17 protein-coding genes are annotated in these 19,336 nt (G+C 62.0%); 5 read left to right on the top strand and 12 right to left on the bottom strand.

All coding sequences use genetic code 11. The annotated features are described in order from the left end of the window. Window positions 1–5: 5 nt before the first annotated feature. The gene (locus DAD186_RS04690) at window positions 6–779 is read left to right on the top strand and encodes an ABC transporter permease (protein WP_065247709.1); all 774 of its coding nucleotides are present in this window, start codon (window positions 6–8) and stop codon (window positions 777–779) included. A gap of 9 nt (window positions 780–788) precedes the next feature. Continuing rightward, the gene (locus DAD186_RS04685; RefSeq protein ID WP_065247708.1) at window positions 789–1,511 is read left to right on the top strand and encodes a sirohydrochlorin chelatase; all 723 of its coding nucleotides are present in this window, start codon (window positions 789–791) and stop codon (window positions 1,509–1,511) included. On the opposite strand, the gene DAD186_RS04680 is transcribed toward DAD186_RS04685, so the two are convergent. From DAD186_RS04680 to nirB, 3 genes are read right to left on the bottom strand one after another with little or no spacing between them, the layout of a single operon-like run. After that, window positions 1,492–2,337: a uroporphyrinogen-III synthase gene (locus DAD186_RS04680; RefSeq protein WP_065247707.1), complete on the bottom strand. Its 846-nt coding sequence runs from the start codon at window positions 2,335–2,337 to the stop codon at window positions 1,492–1,494. The two genes, DAD186_RS04685 and DAD186_RS04680, sit on opposite strands and share 20 nt — an antisense overlap. Then, window positions 2,334–3,422: a uroporphyrinogen-III C-methyltransferase gene (gene cobA, locus DAD186_RS04675; protein WP_065247706.1), complete on the bottom strand. Its 1,089-nt coding sequence runs from the start codon at window positions 3,420–3,422 to the stop codon at window positions 2,334–2,336. Before cobA ends, DAD186_RS04680 begins: the two co-directional genes overlap by 4 nt. Before the next feature lie 4 nt (window positions 3,423–3,426). Next, window positions 3,427–6,135 carry a nitrite reductase large subunit NirB gene (nirB, locus tag DAD186_RS04670; RefSeq protein ID WP_065247705.1) on the bottom strand — a complete coding sequence of 903 codons (2,709 nt, stop codon included), beginning with the start codon at window positions 6,133–6,135 and terminating at the stop codon, window positions 3,427–3,429. Window positions 6,136–6,363: 228 nt separating this feature from the next. On the opposite strand from nirB, the gene nirD reads away from it, so the two are divergent. Then, window positions 6,364–6,717: a nitrite reductase small subunit NirD gene (gene nirD / locus DAD186_RS04665; protein WP_065247704.1), complete on the top strand. Its 354-nt coding sequence runs from the start codon at window positions 6,364–6,366 to the stop codon at window positions 6,715–6,717. 12 nt (window positions 6,718–6,729) lie between these two features. Here the strand turns inward: nirD and DAD186_RS04660 are convergent, their stop codons facing one another. The 5 genes from DAD186_RS04660 to DAD186_RS04640 form a co-directional block, all read right to left on the bottom strand. Continuing rightward, a complete protein-coding gene (locus DAD186_RS04660; RefSeq protein WP_065247703.1) occupies window positions 6,730–7,341 on the bottom strand; it encodes a DNA-3-methyladenine glycosylase I in 612 nt (203 codons plus the stop codon). A 98-nt stretch (window positions 7,342–7,439) separates the two neighbouring features. Further along, window positions 7,440–8,294, bottom strand: coding sequence for a siderophore-interacting protein (locus tag DAD186_RS04655; RefSeq protein ID WP_065247702.1), 855 nt, complete (start codon window positions 8,292–8,294; stop codon window positions 7,440–7,442). A 109-nt stretch (window positions 8,295–8,403) separates the two neighbouring features. Beyond that, window positions 8,404–8,775: a thioredoxin family protein gene (locus DAD186_RS04650; RefSeq protein WP_055087681.1), complete on the bottom strand. Its 372-nt coding sequence runs from the start codon at window positions 8,773–8,775 to the stop codon at window positions 8,404–8,406. Window positions 8,776–8,813: 38 nt separating this feature from the next. Then, the gene (gene hisS, locus DAD186_RS04645) at window positions 8,814–10,160 is read right to left on the bottom strand and encodes a histidine--tRNA ligase (RefSeq protein WP_065247701.1); all 1,347 of its coding nucleotides are present in this window, start codon (window positions 10,158–10,160) and stop codon (window positions 8,814–8,816) included. Between the two features lie 48 nt (window positions 10,161–10,208). Then, the gene (locus DAD186_RS04640) at window positions 10,209–10,949 is read right to left on the bottom strand and encodes an MBL fold metallo-hydrolase (RefSeq protein WP_167550760.1); all 741 of its coding nucleotides are present in this window, start codon (window positions 10,947–10,949) and stop codon (window positions 10,209–10,211) included. 162 nt (window positions 10,950–11,111) lie between these two features. Here DAD186_RS04640 and DAD186_RS04635 point away from each other — a divergent pair, with 162 nt between their 5' ends. Together DAD186_RS04635 and DAD186_RS04630 are read left to right on the top strand one after the other, a co-directional pair. Next, a complete protein-coding gene (locus DAD186_RS04635; protein WP_065247700.1) occupies window positions 11,112–12,740 on the top strand; it encodes a DUF349 domain-containing protein in 1,629 nt (542 codons plus the stop codon). A 101-nt stretch (window positions 12,741–12,841) separates the two neighbouring features. Continuing rightward, the gene (locus tag DAD186_RS04630) at window positions 12,842–13,570 is read left to right on the top strand and encodes a hypothetical protein (protein WP_065247699.1); all 729 of its coding nucleotides are present in this window, start codon (window positions 12,842–12,844) and stop codon (window positions 13,568–13,570) included. Here DAD186_RS04630 and DAD186_RS04625 read toward each other — a convergent pair. The 4 genes from DAD186_RS04625 to secD form a co-directional block, all read right to left on the bottom strand. After that, window positions 13,525–15,807: a RelA/SpoT family protein gene (locus tag DAD186_RS04625; RefSeq protein WP_065248728.1), complete on the bottom strand. Its 2,283-nt coding sequence runs from the start codon at window positions 15,805–15,807 to the stop codon at window positions 13,525–13,527. The two genes, DAD186_RS04630 and DAD186_RS04625, sit on opposite strands and share 46 nt — an antisense overlap. Before the next feature lie 80 nt (window positions 15,808–15,887). Next, the gene (locus DAD186_RS04620) at window positions 15,888–16,436 is read right to left on the bottom strand and encodes an adenine phosphoribosyltransferase (protein ID WP_065247698.1); all 549 of its coding nucleotides are present in this window, start codon (window positions 16,434–16,436) and stop codon (window positions 15,888–15,890) included. Further along, on the bottom strand, window positions 16,433–17,422 hold the full coding sequence (gene secF, locus DAD186_RS04615; RefSeq protein WP_065247697.1) for a protein translocase subunit SecF: 990 nt from the start codon (window positions 17,420–17,422) through the stop codon (window positions 16,433–16,435). Before secF ends, DAD186_RS04620 begins: the two co-directional genes overlap by 4 nt. Continuing rightward, complete coding sequence (gene secD, locus DAD186_RS04610) at window positions 17,422–19,293, bottom strand: protein translocase subunit SecD (protein ID WP_065247696.1); 1,872 nt, start codon at window positions 19,291–19,293, stop codon at window positions 17,422–17,424. Before secD ends, secF begins: the two co-directional genes overlap by 1 nt. Window positions 19,294–19,336: the final 43 nt, after the last annotated feature.

Below are 19,336 nucleotides of genomic sequence, written 5' to 3'. Positions count from 1 at the left end.
GCGCCGTGAGCACCGTTTCTCTTGTGTCGACAGCGGTTGCTTTAGCGCTCTGCCTCGCTCTCACCCTGGCGCTTAGGCGCGCCTGGACGGTACCAAAGTGGGCTGATCCCGCCGTGGCACTGCTGCGGGCGCTCGTGCAACTCGCGATCCTCGCAAGTGTTCTCAGCATCGCGATTACGCAGGTCACCTACGTTTTCCTCGCACTGCTCATCATGCTTGGTTTCGGCATTTGGACCTCCTCACGCCGACTCGGGGCCAATGCGCGCACGGTCGCGCTTGTGGCAGGGGCCATGACCGCCGCAGTCGCGATCTCCGTGCTTGCGGTATTCCTCACCGGGGCACTCGAGTTCACGGGCCAGAACCTTCTCGCCTTTGGCGGCATTATCACGGGGAATGCCATGAGCGTCGTGACGCTTTCGGGCCGCAGGCTCATCCAGGACGTCGCTGAGCATTGGGGTGAGATCGAAGGGTGGCTCGCGCTCGGTGCGACAAATCGCCGGGCAGTGCGCGATATTGCCTCGAGGGCGATGAGTGAGGCGCTCATTCCGAACGTTGATCAAACGCGTGTGACGGGCATTGTCACGATGCCGGGGGCATTCGTGGGGGCTGTCTTCGCGGGTGCCTCCCCCCTCGAAGCAGGCCGGTTCCAACTTCTCGTGCTTGCAGGCATCATGGCAACGGGGACGGTCGCGGCGGCGCTCGTGATGTGGGGCTCGGACCCCGTCGCGAACGGGCGCCCCTCGCGCGCCGTAAGCGAGAAAAAATCCCACCTCGGGTAGGGTTTTTGCATGATGCACACCGAAACACCCGCCCTCATAGGCATCGCCCACGGCAGCCGCAACCCCGCCGCTGCGGTCGCCACCGAATCACTTGTGGCCAAAGCGGGCGCGATTCTCGGGGTCGAGGCTCACGCGGCGTACCTCGAGGATTTCGCCTCGCCGTCGATTCCAGAGGTGGCGGGCGCGCTTGCCGACCACGGGTACTCCTCGGCGATCGCTGTACCTCTCCTTTTCACTGAGGCCTATCACGCAACAGAGGATGCGCCGAGCGAGCTGCGTGACGCGACGCTCGCCCACGGCCTCGATCTCGTCCAGGCTGACGTGATCGGCACGGGTGAGGATCTCGTCGATGTTCTTGAGACTCATCTGGCCGGCACCGAGGATCAAAGTGCACGCGGCGAAATCGTTCTGCTCGCCGTTGGTTCCTCTCGCCCCGGCGCTAATGAAACGGTGGAGTCGCTCGCGACCGCACTCGCCAAGCGTACGGGCCGGGATGTGCGCGCGCGTTTCGCCACGTGTGCCCCGCGCTTAAACGACCGTCTCGAAGCCGCCAACACGCCGGGCACGGTTCTGCCCCTTTTCACTGCGCCCGGGCTTTTGCTCGATAAGGCACGTGAACGCGCCAAAGGGGCCGGCTGGCAGGTTCTCGCGCACCTCGGCGATGCTCTCGCTCCGACCGTGGCGGCACGCTACGAAACCGCGCTGGAAGCGATCAGCGCCCGCGAGGACTGAGCTTCTCCCCCATGAGCTTGACCATCGCCCCAAGTCGCTCGCGCTCGGGGTACAGCGGCACAAGACCCTCGTCTTCGAGGGGTTCGGCGGTGACGTGTCCGACGGCAACCGGAAGCACATCGCTGCCGAAGGCTTCGAGGAGCTCCTCACGAGCACCCATTTCGGCGGCCACCTCACACAACGCCACAACTGCCGGGGCCGCCGTGAACGTCACGGCATCAACCTCGCGAGCGATGATGCTCTTCACGAGATTGTGCACGGGCGTGACGTCTTCCGCGAGCTCCCAACGGTAGGGAGCCACCACATACACTTCACGGTCACCGAGCGGGGCAAGCGCCTTTTCGGGAACGTAGCCATGACGCTGAAGGCCCACGGGGCCCTCGGCAATACCGAGCTCGAGGGCGAGTTCCACCATCGACGTGCTCGTTTCCTTTTCACTGCTCGGCGCGTCGGGAAGGCCCCACTTACGAACCGCGCCGCGCCCTTTGGCGCCGCGGCAAATGATCTGAGTTGACGAGAGGTAGTCGAGGACCTGCTGTTTGAGAGGCTCCTCGAGAATCTGGAGCCACGAGTTGATGCCTTGCCCGGTCGTCACGAAGAACGTAGGCGGTGCCGCCTCAAGGAGTGCGCGGGTTTCGTCAATGAGGGCGGTGTCATCTTCTACCGGCACGATCCGCATCGTCGGGGCATGTACGGTGCTCGCACCAGCTCGCTCAAGAGCGACGATCTGGTCGTTGGCACGGCGTGCCGCGGTCACGGCCACGCGGAGGCCCTCGAGAGGACGCTCGTGAGAGTCAATCGGGCTCGTGGGGTTGGGGTGACTCACGCGAGTTCCTCTCCTTCAGTAGAGCGATCGGTGCAGGCTTCGACGATTTCTGCCGACGCTTCCCTGACGTTCACGACGTCGCCAATGACGATGACGGCGGGATTCGTGACACCTCGGGCGCGCGCATCGTCGATCGCGGCGCCGAGCGTCGTAAAGGTGTGCCGTTCGTTCGCGGTGTACCCCTGCTCGAGGAGTGCAACGCCCGTAGAATCGGGCAGGCCGGCCTTTCGAAGCCCCGCGACGGTTGAGGGGAAGGTCGCGACTCCCATGAGGATCACGATGGTGCTTCCAAGAGACACGAGAGAAGAGAGTTCGGCCTGGTTGAATGGCTGATGGCCCGACATGATCGTGACGGCGCGCGTGACCTCACGATACGTCGCTGAAACTCCCGCGTGTGCGGGAACGCTCAGGGCACTCGTCAGGCCGGGAACAACGTCGACACGGATCCCCTGTTCCGCGAGGAAACGCCACTCTTCGCCACCGCGCCCGAAAATAAACGGATCGCCGCCCTTGAGACGCACAACCCGCGCACCCGCGCGGGCGAAAGCCAGCATGGTCTCGTTGATCGATTCTTGCGACATTTTGTGGCGGCCCGGGGCTTTCCCCACATCGATCACGAGGGCGGCGGGCGCGAGGTCCACAACGTTCAGTGCAATCCCAAGCCGATCAAGAAGAACGACGTCGGCACGCGCAATCGCTGTAAGTGCAGCCACGGTCAGGAGGCTCGGATCTCCTGGGCCACCGCCTACGAGCGTCACAACGCCGGCGGGATTCTCCCCACTTTCCGACGGTTCCTCAACCTCATGGAGCGCAATCTTTTCGGCGTGGGGCGGGCATGCGTCAAAACTGATGACGCCTCGTGGCTCCGCCGCCCATTGGAGGGTCAGTTGCTCGAGTCCACGTGCCTTCGCAAGCTGGTCGAACCCGTGGGCGCGTTCCCGAGCAGGGGAGTCGCCGACATATACCGCAGCGCCCTCATGCGCGAGAGCTTGCGCCGCCCGCCAGGTGGCGGGGCCGCGGTGATCCGTAAGATCAACGGCGCGGCTCTGCCACCGGTGGGCTACTGAGAGATCAGAAGCCTTCACGAAGTTACTTGCGCTCGAGAACCTGCGCGGCGGGAACCTCCTGGCCATGCGCATCTCGGAAGGAGATCACCGGGCCGGAGATCAACACCTGTTCGCGCTCCTCAAGGGTGGCCGGGCGATTCTGATCGCGCATCGGAACACGCGCGAACAGCGGGTCCGGGGTCTCGGGGGCGTTGATGAACGAACGGAAGCGCGAGAGCTTCTCGGGATCCTTCACGGCCTCGACCCACTCGTCCTTGTGGTTGTCCACGAACTTCTGCATCTCGTGTTCCCACTGCTCGCCCATGCCGAGCGAATCCTCGAGCACGGCTTCCTTGACGTGGTCGATGCCGCGTGCCTCCACCCACGACGCCGTGCGCTGGAGCTTGTCGGCATCCGAGATGTAGTACATGAAGAAGCGGTCAACGTACTTCACGAGTTCTTCGTCGCTCAGGTCGTGCGCGAATTCGTCGGCGTGGCGAGGCGTGAAGCCGCCGTTGCCGCCAACGTAGAGGTTCCAGCCCTTGTCGGTCGCAATGACGCCGATATCCTTGCCGCGGGCCTCCGCACATTCGCGCGCACAGCCCGAAACACCAAGCTTGAACTTGTGGGGCGAACGAAGCCCCTTGTAGCGGTTCTCGAGAAGCACGGCCATGCCAACCGAATCCTGCTGGCCGAAGCGGCACCAGTCCGTACCCACGCAGCTCTTCACGGCGCGGAGGCTCTTGCCGTATGCCTGGCCCGATTCGAATCCGGCCTCAACGAGGCGAGTCCAAATGTTCGGGAGCTGCTCGAGGCGAGCTCCGAAGAGGCCGATGCGCTGCGCACCCGTGATCTTGGTGTAGAGGTTGAAGTCGCGTGCAACTTCGGCGAGAACCACGAGGGCTTCGGGGTTCACTTCGCCGCCGGGCATGCGGGGAATCACCGAATAGGTGCCATCCTTTTGCATGTTCGCGATAAAGCGATCGTTTGTGTCCTGAAGTTCCTGCAGGCCCTTGCCGAGAATGTAGTCGTCGCGAAGCGACGCAAGAATCGACGCCACGACCGGCTTACACACATCGCAGCCGTTGCCCTGACCGTAGCGACCGATCACCTCGGGGAAGCTCTTGAGGTCATGTTCCTTCACGATCTGGAACAGCTCGGCGCGGGGCATCGAGAAGTGTTCGCAGAGCCCGCGCGACATGGCAATGCCCGACTTTGCGAGCTCGTTGCCGAGGATCTTGGTCAAAAGGGGCACACACGAGCCACACTGGGTGCCTGCCGTGGTGGCAGCCTTGATTGACGGAATATCGTGGCACGCTTCGGCGAAGTCGCCCTCACCGTTGATCGCTGCCTTGATGGTGCCCGCGGAGATGTTGTTGCACGAGCAGACGATGACGTCGTCGGGCATGTCGCCCGAGTCAGGAACCTCGCCGCCACCCGCAGCGAGGTAAGCGGCGGGATCACCCGGAAGCTCGCGGCCGATGTACGCGCGAAGCGTCGAGTAGTTCGAAGCGTCGCCCACGAGGATGCCGCCGCGGAGAACGGCTGCATCGGGGCTCATCACGAGGCGCTGATAGATGCCACGCGTGGGATCGGCGTACACCACGTCGAGCGAGTCCTTCTCGGCGCCCTTCGCATCGCCGAAGCTTGCGACATCGATGCCCGAAAGCTTGAGCTTGGTCGAGCCGTCGATTTCGCCGAAGAGCTTCTCGCCGCCGAGGAGCTGGTCGGCAACGACCTCGGCCATCGTGTTGGCGGGGGCCACGAGGCCGATCGTGCGGCCTTCCATGGCGGCACATTCGCCGATTGCCCAGACGTGTTCAACCGAGGTGCGGCAATCCTGGCCGACCATAATGCCGCCGCGCGGGCCCATTTCGAAGCCGTTGACCTTGCCGAGCTCGTCGCGGGGGCGGATACCGACGGCGAGGCACACGAGGTCGGCGTCGAGTTCGGTGCCGTCGGAAAGCTTCACGCCACGCACGTTGGAGGCGGCGGCATTAATCGCCTCTTCGTCAGCGGTATTGCCCTTGCGGTATTCGACGCGGGGCAGCACCTGCTCGAGGCTCACGCCCGTGTGGAGCACGATGCCGCGCTGTTCAATGAGGCGGTTGAGAAGGTTGCCACCGCCCTCGTCAAGCTGCGAAGGCATGAGCCAGCCCGCAAGCTCAACGAGGTGCACTTCGTAGCCTTCGCTCGCGAGACCGCCCGCAGCCTCGAGACCGAGAAGACCGCCACCGAGCACGACTGCCTTGCCCGTGCGCTTGGCGTCGTTCTTGAGCCCCTCGACGGTGGCGCTCATGCCGTCAACGTCGTCAACGGTGCGGTACACGAAAACACCCTTCGTATCCCAGCCACTAATGGGCGGGGTGAAGGCGTTAGAACCGGTCGCGAGCACGAGCTCGTCGTAGCCGTAGACCGTGCCGGAGGACGTGCGTACGAGCTTCGAGTCCGTTTCAATCGAGTTCACGCGATCGCCGAGGCGCAGGTCGATATGCGGATCCTCCCACAGCGAGCGGTCGCCGAGGGTCAGGTCGTAGCTCTTGTCCCAGCGCTTCGCGAGGTTGACACGATCGTAGGGTTCGACCTTTTCTTCGGAGATGACGGTGATCTTGTAGGCACCGGCTTTGTCGCGTGCCTGCATCGTTTCGGCGAAGCGCTGCGCGGCAGGACCGCCGCCCACGACGACGACGTGCTTGACGAGAGCATCCTCGTTAGCGGTTTCAGAGTTGAGGGCAACATCGGTAGTGCTCACGGCAGCTCCTACTTCAAGGCTTAGGGGTGTAGATGTCTTTCCACCCTACACAAAATCGGCTCCCGTTTTCGAGTACAGTGGAGGTGCACAAGCGAGGGATTTTTCGCGCCGGTCCACACGAGTTCCACGGGGGACTTTGGTCCGCTACGCCGCAGGCCAAACACAGTTTTGGCCGAACTCTCCCGCCATCGACATTGCCCGCCACTTGACCGACAAGCGAGGACGACCATGAGCAACTGGCAGAGCATCTGCAAGGAGACCGACATCAACCAGGACCTGCCTGAAGCGGCGCTCTTCGGCACCGAGCAGGTTGCCGTGGTGAAGGCGTGGAATGGCAAGATCTACGTTGTCTCGAATGTGGATCCGCGCACCCAGCAGGGGGTTATGTCGCGCGGCATCGTGGGTGACCGCACCGTGGAAGGCGCTTCACGCCCCACACTCGCCAGCCCCATTTACAAAGAGGTCTACGACCTTGAGAATGGTCAATGCTACGGGAGCGATGCCTACACACTGCCCGTTTACGATTCGCGCGTGAGTGACGGCGTGATCGAGGTTGATCTCGATTCGAAAAATCCCGCCTAACCTCGACCTCACCTAAAGCGTCGCGGCGTCAGCCCGGCGGCCGTCGGAACCGAAAACACCCGAGCTACCGCGTCGCGGTGACGTCACGAGGTGCGTGTCCACAACTCCAATCGCCTCCATCAAGGCGAAACAGGTTGTGGGCCCCACGAAGGAGAACCCTCGAGCTTTGAGGTCCTTCGACATTCGCGTCGAGATTTCATCGCGCGAGGGGATTTCTTCTTGTACTTGAGGGGCGTACGTCTCTTCGGGAACGTAACTCCAAATGAGTGTGGCGAGGTCGGTACCTTCTTCGCGCAAGACCTGCGCGGCACGAGCATTACCAATGGTCGCTTCGATTTTCCGACGGTTGCGAATGATCCGCCGGTCCCCCATAAGGCGCTCGACGTCGCTCTCCCCCATCGCTGCGACCCGGTCCACCTCGAAGGAGTGAAAAACCTCGCGGAAAGCCTCGCGGCGCGCAAGTATCGTGGACCACGAGAGCCCGCATTGGAAGACCTCGAGACTCACACGCTCAAAAACGCCGGTCTCATCAGTGACAGGGACACCCCATTCCGTGAGGTAATAGTTCTCCATGAGCGGGCTCGAGCTCGCCCAGCTCGGCAACTGCGTGACTGTGCTGTTCATGCTTCGAGACTAGCGACTGTTCTTCGCAGCATGTTCTCGGCAGTGCAAGGACATGGAAAACACCAAGGTGTGGAGCACGAGCCGTAGCAAGACCGCCCTCAATCGGGGTCGATGCGACCGATCGCTTCGCGCTTTTCTGCTTGGAATCGATCTTCCACTCGGCCGAGCGCCCAATACGCCGAGATCGAAATGTCTTCGCGCGCAATACCCCTTTCGCGCACGAGATGGGCACGCAACTGCTTCGTGAGGCCGCGTTCGGCGTGGCAAAAGACATGGACACCGCGCCTCTCGATGATGTCGTGTGGAATATCGAGCGTTTCGACAGCCACGAGAAGCCCTTCACGCGCTCCCACGACCCATTCGAGCGAAATGCCTTCCGGGTGAGCGAGGGCAAGGGCGTCGGCTTCGTCCTCGACGTGGATGACGGCGTAGCCCCGCGCGCTCGATGGCATTGCCTCCAGTGCGGCGGCGATCGCCGGGACTGTTGCGTGATCTCCCACGAGGACGTGGAGATCGGCTTCTGGGTGCGGCAAATAGCCACCACCAGCCCCCATGAGCGCGATTTGGTCACCTTCGTGCGCACGTGTGGCCCAGTCGGATGCAAGGCCGTGCTGACCCGGAGCGTTGTGCACGACAACGTCAATCCAGAGCCGTTCATTCGCATCATCCCAGCGGCGGACCGTATACGTGCGGCGTGCGGGCAGGAGTTCGGGGGCCTCAATTCGCAGCCGATCCATGTCGAAGGGTGCTGCTAGACCGCTTCCCGGCTGTGGCAAAAGGAGCTTGACGTATGCGTCCGTACACGAATTGCGGTTGAGCTTTACGTAGTCAGAGCCGCCAAGGCAGAGCCTCACGAGGTTCTTACTCACCTGCGTCTTGTCCTGAACTGTGAGCAAGGCCTGCTGGCGCTTGGTTTTGCCACGGGGAGGGGCTGCGGCGCTTTCCGATGTCATGCGCAGCACTATACCGACAGCTCCCCATTTTCAAAACTGCACCCTTTCAAAAAAGGGAAGAGGCTCGCCGTTCCTGGCGAGCCTCTTCCCTCTTGCGGAGAGCGAGTGCTTACTTGCCCTGCTTGGCCTGCTGCTCCTCGTAAGCCTTGCGCACCTCGTCCATGTTGAGGCCGCGCACCTGCGAGATAAGCGAGTCGAGGTCAGCCTGGCGAAGGGCGCCTGGCTGACCGAAAACGGGGATGCCGTCACGGTAGGCCACGATCGTGGGGATCGAGGTCGCACCGTACTGCATCTGGAGTTCGGTCTGGTCCTCGGTGTCGACCTTCGCGAAGGTGAGGTCGGGGTTCTCCTCCGAGGCCTTCTCAAAGATGGGCGCGAAGCGCTGGCAAGGGCCGCACCACTCCGCCCAGAAGTCGATGAAAACGATCCCGTCTTTAACGAGTTCGTCGTGATTATCCTTGGTCATTTCTACGGTAGCCATGTTCCATCCAACTCTCTGATCGGTTCACTTATTTCCGTTTAGTTGCCCGGCGTGGCCGCTACCACACGGGCGGACATGTCATCTTCCGGCGACTGCCAGGTGTGTGCGTCGGCGGCGGCTTGTTCGCCGGTGCGGATGTCCTTCACTTCGCCCGCGCCACCCTCGGCGGGGAAGAACACGAACGGGATGCCTCGACGGTCCGCGTACTTAATTTGTTTTCCAAACTTCGCGGCGCTCGGCGCAACCTCGGCGGCGATCCCACGTGACCGCAGCACTCGCGCCAGCTCGACGCTCGTCTCACGGTGCTCCTCATCCGTCACGGCCACGAGCACGACGGTCGGCACGGCTCTCGTGGCCGTCACGAGCGAACGCGTCACGAGCCTTGATACGAGACGTGAAAGACCGATCGAGAGGCCGACGCCCGGATACGAGTGGCGGTTGTCGGTCGCGAGCGTGTCATAACGGCCGCCAGAGCAGATCGAGCCAAGATCCTCATGGCCCTCCACGAACGTTTCGAACACCGTGCCCGTGTAGTAGTCGAGCCCACGCGCGATCGAAAGATCGGCGATGCATGCGCCCGGCACCGAAGAGTTAACGGTGCGGATCACGAAGCTCAGTTCCTCGAGTGCGTTCGTGATGTCGTCGCTCGAGACCCCGAGCGCCCCAACCTTGTCGGCGAGGTCCTCGTGAGTCGCCTTGATACTCGCGAAGGCAAGGCAGCCGTCGGCCTGCTCTTCGCTTGCCCCCACCTGTTCGATGAGGAGCTTGCGCACCTCCGCTTCCCCCACCTTTGCGAGTTTGTCGAGTTGGCGCAAAACGCCTTCGATATCGCTCAGGCCAAGCGCCTCAAAAACCCCCTGCGAGAGCTTGCGATTGTTAATCGAGATGGTGAAACCGGGAATCGGAAGCTTGCCAAGTACTTCGGCCATGACGATCGCGACGTCGGCATCCATGTGCGACGGCAGAGTATCCTGCCCGATGATGTCGATATCGGCCTGGTAAAACTCCCGAAAGCGACCGTCTTGGGGACGCTCGCCGCGCCACACCTTCTGGATCTGGTAGCGGCGGAACGGGAACGCAAGGTCGTTCTGGTGCTCAAGCACGTAGCGCGCGAGCGGAACGGTGAGGTCAAAGTGAAGGCCGAGTTTTTGGCTTTCCTTTTCTCTCTCCTCCTCTTCGGCCTGAAGGCGTGAGATCAGGTAAACCTCTTTGCTGGTCTCGCCCTTACGGAGGAGCTGATCGAGAGGCTCAACCGCACGCGTTTCAATGTTGGAGAAGCCATGCAGCTCGGCAACCTCGCGGAACGTGTCCATCACGTGCTGCTCGATTCGGCGTTCGGCGGGAAGCCATTCGGGGAATCCGGAAAGTGGCGTCACTTTCGCCATGGGCACTTCTCCTTTTCTGGTCGTGGTGTCGTGTGCGCGAAACCCGCTTTAGAAAGCGGTGCGCAGGTATCCATTATCGGCAAGTTCGTCGCGGAAGGTGCTGAGCGGGCCGTGCCCCGGCACGATCACGGCTTCAGCGTGCTCAAGCGCGAACGCACGAAGCTTGGTGAGCGAGGCTTTCATGTCCTCGGCATCGCCACCCGGAAGATCGGTGCGACCAATCGTGCCTCTGAACAGCACGTCGCCCGTGAACGCAAGCGCGGGTGCGGTCATCGCGCGCGGCGTGACACCAACGAGTGGATTGATCTGCACCTCACCGTCGAAAAAGTAGAGTGTCGAGCCTTCGGTGTGGCCGGGATAGGCGTGCGCGCCGAGGCGAAGGGTCCCAGCTTCGAGGACTTCACCATCGGCGAGAGCATGTACTCCCCGAGGCTTGCTCCATCCGCGCTCGTCCCAGCGGGGGCGAATGTGATGCGTAAAGGCCGACGGTAGCTGGCCCAAGGGGTTCTCAAGCCTGTACTCATCCGCTTTGCCCACGTACACGGGTACGCCGTACGTCTCGGCAAGCAGCGACGCATCGGCGACGTGATCGAGGTGGCCGTGGGAAACGAGGATCGCGCGAAGTTCACGGTCATTCTTCTCGAGCAGGGCACTCACATCTTTCGCAACGTCGAGACCGGGATCGACGAGGAGCGCATCGCGGTCGTTGTGGAGAAGCGAGCATGTCGCGCTGAGATAAGGGGATACAACAAAATCGAGGGTGGCGCGCTCTGCATTCATACTCACCATCGTGCCCCTTTTCCCAGAAAGACACATGAAATTCCGTTAGCAGTGTTATCCGCGATACAGTTTTACGTGATGTCGTGGCCCAAGCGCCGCCGTTGGTGCGAGGCAATACGCCCCGCCCCCTGTCCGAGGCACTCCGGTGCCCTCGAATCCTAGGAGAAGCTCGTGAACGAGAACGACCAGAAAACCCCCGAGACCACCGCGCCTGAAGCTCCCGAAGCCGTCGAAACACCCAGCACGACCGAAGTGCCCGAGGCTACCGAATCATCCACGGCAACGGAGGCTCCTGAATCCTCGACGAGCGGTTCGGAAGCCGGGCTCGCACCTGAGGCCTCCGCCGCGGCCAACGACCTCGAGGCGATGGACGCATCGGGTAACGCTGCAAAGCCCCAGGCACCGAAACCCGCCGCTCCAAAGCCGCAAGCGCCAAGGCCCGGGGCCCCGAAGCCCGGCTCCCCCGCGCAGCTCAAGGGCAAAGCCCCCCGCACTCCCCTGGTGCCCATCGTTCCCACCGCAACGAGCTATGACGACGCCAAGGTCACCGAGGCACTCGCTTACGGCGAGGTCAACGCCGAAGGCACGGTCACGGTGAAAGACGGCACGCAGATCCGCGAGATCGGTACCGTCGAAAAGGGCACCGAGCGCGACAAGGCTCTCACGCCTTTCGCCCACGCATATCTCGACCTGAGCGCGTTCCTCGATGTCGTGGATCAAAAACTCCAGGTCCCCGGGCTCACCCAGGCCGATCTCAATCGCATCCTTGAGCAGATGCGAAAAAACATGAAGGAACCGAAGGTTGTTGGCGATATTCCCGCGCTTCGCGAGCGCGCCCATGAGCTTCGAGAAAAGGCCAAAGAACTGATTGGTGAACTTGAAAAAGCTCGCCTTGAGGCTCGCGAAGAATCGACCAAGAAGCGCACGGCCTTTGTCGAAGGAATCGAGGAGCTCGTCGCAACTGATTCGCACCGCATTTCCTGGAAGAAGGCTGCCGCGCGCATGCGTTCGATGGTTCCGGACTGGAAGGAAATGCAGAAGAACGAGGTTTCGCTCGAGCGCGAGGTCGAAGACAAGCTCTGGAAACGCCTCTCGGCTGCCCGCAGCGAGTTTGACCGCAAGCGGCGCGCCCACTTCAGCGAACTCGATGAGCAGCACGCCGAAGCGGAGAAGATCAAGGCGCGCCTCATTGAGCAGGCCGAGGCGATTCAAGACTCGGAAGATTTCGGCCCCACGGCACGCGAATTCCGCTCGCTGATGGACCAGTGGCGTGCGGCTCCGCGCGGCAACCGCAAGAAAGACGACGCCCAGTGGGCCAAGTTCAAGGCCGCGCAGGATTCATTTTTCGAGCGCCGTAACGCGGACCTCAAGAAGATCGACGCCGAGCAGTCCGAAAACCTCAAAGTTAAAGAAGGCCTCCTCGCCGAAGCCGAGGCACTCCTACCCATCACCGACCTCGGCAAAGCAAAGGAGCAGTTCCGCTCGATCGAAGACCGCTTCGATGCCGCGGGGCGGGTTCCACGCAACGCGATGCGCCGCGTCGACGAGCGAATCCGTGCCGTGCGCGCCGCTTTCCAGAAGGCTGAGGACGACGAGTGGCGTCGCACCGACCCGCGCACGAAAGCCCGCGTTGAAGGTGCTTCCTCGCAGCTACACGCCGCGATCGCGAGCTATGAGGACGACCTCGAGAAGGCGAAAGCTACAGGCGATGCGAAGAAGATCGAGAAGGCGCAAGCCGCTCTCGATGCGAGGCGTGAATGGCTCGAAGTGATCGAGCGCAGTGCAAAGGATCTCGGCTAAGCTACGGCTCACGAGGTACGCCTTACGCTCCTGAGAGAAAGTTCTCCACAATGAAAGGCGGGGTTCCAGCGGGACCCCGCCTTTCGTGTGACCCTTGAGTCATGACTCGGCACTCACACGCCACGGCGGCCCTCGCTCCCCTGCTTCGCAACGCTGGCCGCTCGCCGTTTGCTTTCGAAGCCGGAAACGACCTTCTCGTTTCGCCCGGCGCATCCCTCCCGTTTTACGCACGCGACATACCGCTCGCACCGATTGGAGCCGGCTTTGCCGTCATGCTCACTCACGACATGGGGGTTCGAGAAAGAGCAGCCGCCGTCGGAATAGCCCTTGAGCGCTCTCCCCAGGCTGCTACTGCTCCCGGCGCCGTGCTCGCCGACCACACAGCCGCGTGGGTGTGGTGCGGAGGTAAGCCTCACGGATGCCTCATCGTCGCCTCCGAGCGGCACAGCCAAAAACACGAGGGCATCCACCTGCGGAAAATCACCATCACCACGGGAGACGTCGCCTACCCGGCCGGAGTTCCTACCCTCGCGCCTCACCGCGTGTTCGCCGAATTAACGCGCGCGAGCGCGCCGAAGGGCGCTAGGGACTTCGCCGAAAGACTCGTGGCACAGGGCTGGGTCACAAGCAGCGACCTCACGAGAATTGCCTATCGTGCCCGTCGCTCAGGCCGCGGCCGCGGTTATTCAGGTCCACGCACGGGGAGGGCACTCTACAAGCGGCTCGCCGCACTCGCGAGAGAGATTGAGGAAAGACTCGAGGCCCACAGCCCAGCGCCGGGCCATCAGAGGGTGGATCCCATCGGTTTGCCGTCGCTCGTCACGCGGTAAGCATCGAACACTCCCGAGACCTTTCGCACCTGCTTGAGTACCGTTCGAAGATGCGACGGATCAGCAAGCTCGAACGAGAACAACGCGATTCCAATCCGATCCGGCAACGAATGAGCGGAAGCGGAAAGGACATTGACCTCAAGCTCCGAAATCACGTCGGCGAGATCCGTCAGGAGCCGCGCGCGGTCGAGCGCCTCCACCTTGATATGAACGAGGTACGCCTGGTTCGTGGCACCCGACCACCTCACGGGAACAAAACGATCCGCTTGCTGTTCGCGCATTTGAATCGCGTTCGCGCACGCCGCATGATGCACGCTCACACCGTTGCCACGCGTCACGAAGCCCACGATCTCGTCACCAGGAACGGGCGCACAACACTTGGAAAGCTTCACCCAGAGGTCGCGCTGACCATCAACGACCACTCCCTGATCAGCGTGCGTGGTACGGCGTGGTTTCGCGAGTGCCCTCGAGGGCACAACCGACTCAACGATGTCATCCTGTGCCCCTTCCGCGCCACCAACCTCAGCAACGAGGCGACCCACAATGTTCTCGGCGCTCACATGGTGTTCACCGATCGCCGTGTAAAGGCCATCAACCGAATCGTAGTTGAGGTCTGCAGCGACGTTCGTGAGCATCTCGTGCGTGAGCATCCGGCGAAGAGGAAGGTTCTGCTTGCGCAACTGGAGAGCAAGCTCATCACGTCCGCGCTCAAGGGCTTCCTCGCGGCGCTCCTTCGAAAACCACTGGCGGATCTTCGTGCGCGCACGCGTGGAAGCCACAAAGTTAAGCCAATCCTGGCTCGGGCCTGCCCCTTCGGCCTTCGATGTGAACACCTCGACGACGTCGCCAGTGGCGAGCTCTGACTTGAGCGACACGATCTTGCCGTTCACGCGCGCGCTCATCGTGCGGTGCCCGACTTCCGTGTGCACCGCGTAGGCGAAATCTACCGGCGTTGCCCCCTGCGGCAGAGAAATCACGTCGCCCTTCGGGGTGAACACATACACCTCGTTCGAGGCCATCTCGTAACGCAGCGAATCGAGGAACTCATCCGAATCGGTCGTGTCTCTTTGCCAATCAAGGAGCTGACGCAACCACGACATATCCCCACCCACGGCCGCATCCTGGGATGAATCATCGATTTTTTCCCCGCGCGCGGTCGCCGCCTTGTACTTCCAGTGCGCGGCAACGCCGTACTCGGCACGCCGGTGCATATCCCACGTACGGATCTGAATTTCGACTGGCTTTCCGCCCGGACCGATCACGGTGGTGTGGAGCGACTGATACAGGTTGAACTTTGGAAGCGCGATGTAGTCCTTGAACCGGCCGGGCATGGGGCTCCAGCGCGCATGAAGAATACCGAGCACCGCGTAGCAATCGCGCACCGTATCCACGAGCACGCGGATCCCCACGAGATCGTAGATGTCGCTGAAGGAACGCCCGCGCACAATCATCTTTTGGTACACCGAGTAATAGTGCTTCGGGCGCCCCGTCACGGTGCCCTCGATGTGTGCCGATTTAATGTCTTCCTGAATCGTGCCGATCACGCCTGCGAGGTATTCCTCGCGCGCCGGGGCGTGCTCAGCCACGAGAGCGACCACCTCGTTGTACAGCTTCGGATACAGCACCTGGAAGCTCAGGTTCTCGAGTTCCCACTTGATCGCGTTGAGGCCGAGGCGATGGGCGAGAGGAGCGTAAATCTCGAGTGTTTCCTTCGCCTTGCGTTCGGCGCTCGAGCTCGACACGTACTTCCAGGTGCGAGCGTTATGAAGGCGATCGGCGAGCTTAATGAGCAGCACGCGAATATCGCGGCTCATCGCGATGATCATCTTGCGGACGGTTTCGGCCTGGGCGGCCTCGCCGTAACGCACCTTGTCGAGTTTGGTCACGCCATCAACCATGACCGCGATCACTTCACCGAAATCGTCGGTCAGTTCCTCGAGCGTGTAGTCGGTATCTTCGACCGTGTCGTGAAGGAGGGCAGCAGCGAGCACATCGGGCGGGGAGCCCATGCCTGCGAGGATAGTCGCGACCGCAATGGGGTGCGTGATGTAAGGCTCGCCGCTTTTTCGAAACTGCGGGCGATGCCAGTACTCGGCAACCTCGTAGGCCCGATACACGAGGGCGAGATCCGCGTCAGGATGCAGTTCCCTGATTGCTTCGATGAGCGGCACAAGCAGAGGGTCATCCTTCGTTCCCCATACGCTACGCGGGCGGGAGTCATCACGATCCGCGTCCATGCCGCTCACCGCCTTCCTCATCGTGGAATCATCCCAGTCTAGACCGTTTTAGCCCACCGCCTGCACCGGGATGCGACTCTTCAGTTCTGAATGCTCCAGACCGTGTGCAAGGGAATATCGCCGAGCTTGTCGCGGCCGCCCAGGCCAAGAAGTTCAATCAGGAAGCTCGCCGCCACAACCTCGGCACCGAGCGACTCCACGAGCTTGATCGTGGCCGCCGCAGTGCCACCAGTTGCCAGAAGGTCATCGAGCACGAGCACGCGAGAGCCCTTCGGCACGGCATTCTCAGCGATTTCGATCGTTGCACTGCCGTACTCAAGGTCGTACGTCAGCGACGTGGGCTTACCGGGCAGCTTTCCGGCCTTGCGAACAGGCACGAAGCCGCGATCCATCTCGTACGCGAGCGGGGCCCCGAAGACGAATCCGCGAGCTTCGGTACCGACGATCAGATCCACGTCGCCCGGAACGGTGCTCGCCCAATACTTGATGATGCTCTTCATCGCTTTCGGGTCGCGCAGCAGCGGGGTGATGTCGCGAAACAGCACACCGGGCTGTGGAAAGTCCTTATAGAGCCCGATGTGGGTGCGCTCGATCTCGGCGATTTCGGGGGGAACTGGAGTGGTGGTCATGCCGTGGCAACGTCCTTTTCATGTGTGCGCTCAACACGCGCGGTGTGGTTTTTGATGGCTTTCTCGCCCTTGCGCAAGTCCACTAGGAAACTGGGCGCGAGAAAGATGGAGGAATAGGTACCGGCGATGATGCCCACGAAGAGGGCGAGCGAAATGTCCTTGAGAGTGCCGGCACCCAAAATAAATGCGCCGATCACGAGGATCGACCCGACGGGAAGGAGCGCCACAACCGAGGTGTTGATCGAGCGCACGAGGGTTTGGTTGGTAGCGCGGTTCACTAGCGATGCAAAAGTCGCATCCGTTCGCTCCAGGAAGCCCTCGGTATTCTCACGCACCTTGTCGAACACCACCACGGTGTCGTAAAGCGAGTAGCCCAGCACCGTGAGGAAACCGATCACGGTCGCTGGTGTGACCTCGAAGCCGACCGCACCGTAGGCCACAACCGTGAACAGGAGATCGTGCGTCAGAGCGGCCATTGCCGCAATCGACGACTTCACGTTGCGGAAGTACAGCGCCATCACGATGGTCACGAGGAGCATGAAGATCACGATGCCTTGGATGGCCTTGGCGGTGACATCCCCACCCCAGTTTGGGCCGATGAACGAACTCGAGACGTCCTCTGCCGGAACGCGATAGGCCTTCGCAAGGTCAGCGCTGAGTGCCTTGGTGGCGTCGGTGGAGAGTTCCTCGGTTTGCACGCGAAGAATGTTGCCGCCCACCTGGGAGATGCGCGGTTCATTCGTGGGGACGTGCTCGCGAACGACGTCACGCGCGAGCGACTGGTCCGGATTTTGCACGTGCGAGATCTGGAATTCGCTCCCGCCCGTAAATTCAATGCCCCAATTCACACCACGCACACCCGTGATGACCGCGAGGATCACGAGGATGGTTGCGGAGGCGAGGTACCACCACTTGCGGCGGGTCACGATGGGAAGCGAACGCTCACCGGAATGCAGTTCGTTGCCGAACGTGGAAAAGCGCGACATCAGCGATCCTCCTTCGGGGTCGTGGTGGGAGCGGAGGAATCCCCGCTCGTCGCTGCGTGCGAGCCAGAGCGCTCAACTAAGGTGTCCGAAGTGTGCGAATCCTCCGCAGCTTCACGAGCAAGCCGCGCCTTTCGCTCGGCGAGCGTTTCAGTTCCGACGCTTGCCGAGCTTTGATCGCCCACTTTCTTCTTGCGGCTCTTCCCGCGCTCCTCAGGGCTGCGGAAGCGCGCGCGGCCGGCATACGCGGGAAGGTCGCGGCCGAGCAGCGCCGGGTCGAGACCCGAGGCCGGGTGCCCCTTGCCGAAGAAATTCGTGCGACCGAGACTCTGAAGAAGAGGGTGGGTGAACAAGAAAACCACGAGAAGGTCGAGGATCGTCGTGAGTCCGAGCGTGAAGGCGAAGCCTCGAACACCGCCAGCACTCACGAGGTAAAGCACGACCGCGGCAATGACGTTGACGGCATCGGAAGCGAGAATCGTGCGCTTCGCGCGATCCCAACCGTGATCGATTGCCGCGACGATTCCGCGGCCATCGCGGATTTCATCACGTACGCGTTCGAAATAGACGATGAACGAGTCGGCGGTGAAGGCGATCGACACGATCAGGCCGGCAACGCCCGCAAGTGACAGGCGGTAGCCGATCTCCGGCATGTTCGACATAAGCGTGATGATCAGGTAGGCGAGCACGCCCATGATGGCGAGTGAGGCAGTCGTGACGATCGAAAGCACACGGTATTGGAAGGCCGCGTAGATCACGACGAGAATGAGGCCGATGAGGCCCGCAATGAGACCCGAAGTGAGCTGATCGGAACCGAGGGTCGCCGAGATCTGCTGCTCGGATTGCACCGTGAACTCGAGCGGAAGCGCACCGAATTTCAATTGGCTGGCGAGTTCCTTCGCCTGATCAGCCGTGAAGTTGCCCGTGATCGTGGACTGTGTTGTGGTGACCGCTTGCACTTGCGGAGCGGAAATCACGAGCGAGTCGAGAACGATACCGAACTGCTGAGTTGCGCCCTGGCCGCCATAAAGCGCAGAACTCATTTCCCCGAAGGCCTTGCCTGCGGCGTCATTGAAAGAGAGGTTGACCGCGTAATACCCAGTAGCCTGCCCCGCTTGGTTGTGATCAGCACCGGCGTTCGCATCCTTGATGGCCTCACCGGAGACGACAACGGGGCCGAGAATGAGCTTCGAGGTACCGCCTGCCCCGCACGCGACGACTGCCTCGTCGTCACGCCCCGAGATCGTGTGATTGTTGAGAGTATCCGGGTCGGTGCAGTCGAGTTTTGCGAATTCTTCTTGGTCTACGGTGTTCAGCCAAGCTTGGCTCCAGGCCTTCTCACCTTCGTAGGTGTTCACGCCCTCGCTCGAAGAAGACGATTTCTCGCCCCCGCCGTCCGATGCCGACGCCACATCCTGGGCAACGGGCCCGAGGGATGCCGCGTCCTCCCCCGAGGTGCCGTCGCTTGCACCACCCGCATCCGAAACCCCCGCATTGGGCCCGACCTGGAGGAGAACGGGCCTAAAGCTCATCGTCGCGGTGCGTCGAAGTGCCTCGCTCGTGGCTTCATCGATTTTTCCGGGAACGTTGACAACGATATTCGTGCCGCCCTGGACGGTGATCTCCGTTTCGGCAACGCCCATCGCATTGACGCGTTGGGAAATGATCTGTCGCGCTTGCTCCATCTGCTCGGAGGTGATGGTCTCGCCGTTGTGAGATTTGGCTTGAAGAATGACCTGGGTTCCGCCTTCGAGGTCGAGCGCGAGTTTCGGGGCGGCCTTCCACCCGTTGTTCGCCACACCGAAGCCGAGGATGCCCCCGAGGACGAGAATCAGGACGGTGAGCGCCGAAAGCGCTATGCGTCGTGCTGGCATGAACGGTCCTTTATGTCACACGAAGGCGACGCGCGAAGCTTCC

The organism is Dermabacter vaginalis (assembly GCF_001678905.1).
Lineage (GTDB): Bacteria > Actinomycetota > Actinomycetes > Actinomycetales > Dermabacteraceae > Dermabacter > Dermabacter vaginalis.
The sequence above is the reverse complement of the archived record's forward strand: the minus strand, read 5'-3'. Positions and strand labels throughout refer to the sequence as shown.

Coding starts and splice junctions, on each gene's coding strand:
- DAD186_RS04630 (WP_065247699.1), top strand. CDS start 12,842: ATGACTCGGCACTCACACGCCACGGCGGCCCTCGCTCCCCTGCTTCGC.
- DAD186_RS04660 (WP_065247703.1), bottom strand. CDS start 7,341: ATGAACAGCACAGTCACGCAGTTGCCGAGCTGGGCGAGCTCGAGCCCG.
- DAD186_RS04685 (WP_065247708.1), top strand. CDS start 789: ATGATGCACACCGAAACACCCGCCCTCATAGGCATCGCCCACGGCAGC.
- DAD186_RS04625 (WP_065248728.1), bottom strand. CDS start 15,807: ATGGACGCGGATCGTGATGACTCCCGCCCGCGTAGCGTATGGGGAACG.
- hisS (WP_065247701.1), bottom strand. CDS start 10,160: ATGGCGAAAGTGACGCCACTTTCCGGATTCCCCGAATGGCTTCCCGCC.
- DAD186_RS04640 (WP_167550760.1), bottom strand. CDS start 10,949: ATGGTGAGTATGAATGCAGAGCGCGCCACCCTCGATTTTGTTGTATCC.
- secF (WP_065247697.1), bottom strand. CDS start 17,422: ATGTCGCGCTTTTCCACGTTCGGCAACGAACTGCATTCCGGTGAGCGT.
- DAD186_RS04620 (WP_065247698.1), bottom strand. CDS start 16,436: ATGACCACCACTCCAGTTCCCCCCGAAATCGCCGAGATCGAGCGCACC.
- DAD186_RS04650 (WP_055087681.1), bottom strand. CDS start 8,775: ATGGCTACCGTAGAAATGACCAAGGATAATCACGACGAACTCGTTAAA.
- DAD186_RS04655 (WP_065247702.1), bottom strand. CDS start 8,294: ATGACATCGGAAAGCGCCGCAGCCCCTCCCCGTGGCAAAACCAAGCGC.
- secD (WP_065247696.1), bottom strand. CDS start 19,293: ATGCCAGCACGACGCATAGCGCTTTCGGCGCTCACCGTCCTGATTCTC.
- nirD (WP_065247704.1), top strand. CDS start 6,364: ATGAGCAACTGGCAGAGCATCTGCAAGGAGACCGACATCAACCAGGAC.